This is a genomic window from Acidithiobacillus sp. TH-A35, from assembly GCF_057473505.1.
Genome location: NZ_JBYCKR010000157.1, coordinates 1 through 2,521, shown reverse-complemented (window position 1 = coordinate 2,521; position 2,521 = coordinate 1). Strand labels below are relative to the sequence as shown.

The 2,521-nt window shown below is 60.3% G+C and carries 4 protein-coding genes and 1 pseudogene; 2 read left to right on the top strand and 3 right to left on the bottom strand.

From position 1 onward, the window contains the following. Nucleotides 1-151: pseudogene (locus AC2VNK_RS05455) on the bottom strand (heterodisulfide reductase subunit B); the annotation flags it as partial. Between the two features lie 201 nt (nucleotides 152-352). Between AC2VNK_RS05455 and AC2VNK_RS05450 the strand changes: the two are divergent. Together AC2VNK_RS05450 and AC2VNK_RS05445 are read left to right on the top strand one after the other, a co-directional pair. Further along, entirely contained in the window at nucleotides 353-679 is a 327-nt protein-coding gene (locus AC2VNK_RS05450) for a hypothetical protein (protein WP_291524675.1), read from the top strand. Then, a complete protein-coding gene (locus AC2VNK_RS05445) occupies nucleotides 676-1,584 on the top strand; it encodes an ATP-grasp domain-containing protein (protein ID WP_486883107.1) in 909 nt (302 codons plus the stop codon). Before AC2VNK_RS05450 ends, AC2VNK_RS05445 begins: the two co-directional genes overlap by 4 nt. Here AC2VNK_RS05445 and AC2VNK_RS05440 read toward each other — a convergent pair. Together AC2VNK_RS05440 and AC2VNK_RS05435 are read right to left on the bottom strand one after the other, a co-directional pair. After that, the gene (locus tag AC2VNK_RS05440) at nucleotides 1,532-2,260 is read right to left on the bottom strand and encodes a lysophospholipid acyltransferase family protein (protein WP_486883106.1); all 729 of its coding nucleotides are present in this window, start codon (nucleotides 2,258-2,260) and stop codon (nucleotides 1,532-1,534) included. The two genes, AC2VNK_RS05445 and AC2VNK_RS05440, sit on opposite strands and share 53 nt — an antisense overlap. Further along, on the bottom strand, nucleotides 2,257-2,521 hold a 265-nt coding region (locus tag AC2VNK_RS05435), incomplete at its 5' end, for an HAD hydrolase-like protein (RefSeq protein ID WP_486883105.1). The genes AC2VNK_RS05440 and AC2VNK_RS05435, both read right to left, overlap by 4 nt.

The following is a 2,521-nucleotide window of genomic DNA, read 5'->3' as shown; positions in this document are numbered from 1 at the left end:
CGTCCATCCGCTCGCCCAGGTCCATCGTGCGCCGGTCAACATGGCTGCGCACCCAGGCCGTAGCCGCTTCGGCCTCGTTCGCCGAAAGATTCGTGTCTTGAAAAAAGGCGCCGTGACCCGCCACGCCTTGCTGCGTGCTGTTGTCGCTCATGATGGACTCCTTGGCCGTCAAGCCGCTTCCTTTGAATGAACTTTACACCTGCTCCCAAATAGTTGACTATTATGCTCCACAATAATTCCGTTGCCAAGTGAATGGCTTTATGATCGTCCTCGTGGACGGCGCCCGGTGCTTACGCCTGCTGGCTGGCTTCCTGTGCGCTGGTGCCAATAAAAATATTTTTAGAGGAATATTATGGAAAATCTGGATGTGAACTGGATTCCGGCGCTGGCGGAGATAGCCGAACGTTGCCGCACGTTCTATCTGGTTCCGGCAGTGTGCAGTAAAGGATGGTTGCCGAACCTCTTCTGGCGCCCTGCGACGCGGAATAATCCCTTCGGGACGTTGCGGGTGGATCCCTGGGAGCTGGAGGTGCTTTTCGCGGCGATCTGCGGTGAGCCTGCCCTGTCGCGGGCGGCGCTGGAAGCGCGCGCACCGGGTCGCGCAGGGTTCATTGAGCGCTCCATTGCGCACGGCGAATTGCCGCTGCTCAGTTTTCGTGAGGATGTACCCATCGCATGAGTGATGCGCCGCGTATTGCCATCCTTTCCCGCCAAGCGAAACTCTATTCGACCCGCCGTCTGTTGGATGCGGTCGCCGCAGCGGGCGCTGAACCAGTATTGCTTCAGCCCGAGCACTGTTTGTTGATGCTGAATAATACCCAGACCCAGCTTTACTACGGATCCTCTCTGCTGGCGCCCTGCGTGGCGGTAATTCCGCGGGTGGGTGGCCCGATCACGCGCCTCGGGTCACGCCTGCTACGTTACTTTGCTGGGGCAGGGAGCTATTGTCTCAATAGTGCGGGGGCGCTGGAGTTGTCCCGCGATAAGTTTGCTTCCTTGCAGTCCCTGGTCGCGGCTGGCGTCGCCGTGCCGCAAACCGCTTACTTCACCCAGGTAGGGCAGCGCGATCTGGCGATGTCGGCTTTGGGGACGCCGTTGGTGCACAAGTTGCTCGGTGGCTCGCAGGGGGTGGGCGTCAGTTTGGCGGATACGCCCGTCGCCGCACGGGGAATGCTGGACACCTTTCTCCATTTGCAACACGAAGCGATGGTCCAGCGCTTTCTTCCAGGACGTCAGGATTTTCGGGTAATCGTCCTCTTCGGCAAGGTGATTGCGGCTATGCGCAGGGAGGCTTCTGCTGAGGATTTTCGCAGCAACCTGCATTGCGGGGGTCAAGCATCAGCAATGCCGGATCTGCCGGAAGATTTTGCCGCCATTGCCTGCCGATCGGCGGCTGCACTAGGTCTGGGTTTTGCCGGGGTGGATATCATGCTGGCCGAAGATCAGCGGCCCTTGGTGCTGGAAGTGAACCCCGTCCCTAGCCTGGAAGGCATCGAAGGAGTTACCGGCCAGGATATTGCAGGTACTTTGGTTAAAGCACTTTTGCAGCAGGCCCTGTCCCCATCTCTGCAACCGCCGTTGTAATCCAGTCTTGCGCTTGCTGGTTGAGGGCGGCGGCTTTACCTGTGGGGGCCAGTGCGGGGCCGATCTGCACCTCGACTATCCCTGGCCATTTGCGCCAATCTGCGCGCGGCCAGAAACACCCGCTGTTCACGGCAATAGGCAAAAGGGGGACCTGAGCGCGAATGGCCAGACCAGCGGCGGTGCTGCTGAAAGGGCCGACCTCGCCGCAAGGGTGGCGGGTGCCCTCCGGGAAAATCACCACGTGAAAGCCCGCTGCCAGACGGATTTTGCCTTCTTCAATTACCTGCACCAAGGCCTGTTTGCCAGCGTCGCGGTCGATACCGATGGGCCAGGACAGGCGCAGGCCCCAGCCAATCACCGGGATGCGGAAGAGTTCCTTTTTCAGTACGTAGGAGAGTCGCGGGAAGATGCACCAGAGGAGCAGGGTTTCCAGTGCCGACTGATGATTAGCGACGATGACGCAAGGTGTGGCGGGAATGTTGGCGAGACCGGAAACCCGATAATGCAGGCCACAACTCCAGTGGAGCCAGCCGATGCCAGTGCGCGCCCATAAGCGACTGGCCCAGACCCGCGCCGACAGCGGCAACAGGGCAACGGCCAGGCTGAATATGGCCCAGACCAGGGTCCAGATCGTAAAACCGATGTAGAACAAGCTACTGCGAATGGTGCGTATCACGGAATGCCGAGAATGGCGTGTACTGCCGCGTTAAGATCAGCGAAAACAGGGATGCCCGCCGCTTCTGCTTCCAGACGCATGCTTTGGCCTTTGCCCGTCAGCACCAGCACGGGTCGTGCACCGGCTTCACGCGCGGCGACCAGATCGCGCATACTGTCGCCAATGGCGGGAACCTGTTCCAGCGAGGTCTGTAGGCGCTCCTGGATCTCGTGAAACAGGCCGGGCGCTGGCTTGCGACACGCGCATTCTGCTTCCGGAGCG

Coding starts and splice junctions, on each gene's coding strand:
- AC2VNK_RS05445 (WP_486883107.1), top strand. CDS start 676: ATGAGTGATGCGCCGCGTATTGCCATCCTTTCCCGCCAAGCGAAACTC.
- AC2VNK_RS05450 (WP_291524675.1), top strand. CDS start 353: ATGGAAAATCTGGATGTGAACTGGATTCCGGCGCTGGCGGAGATAGCC.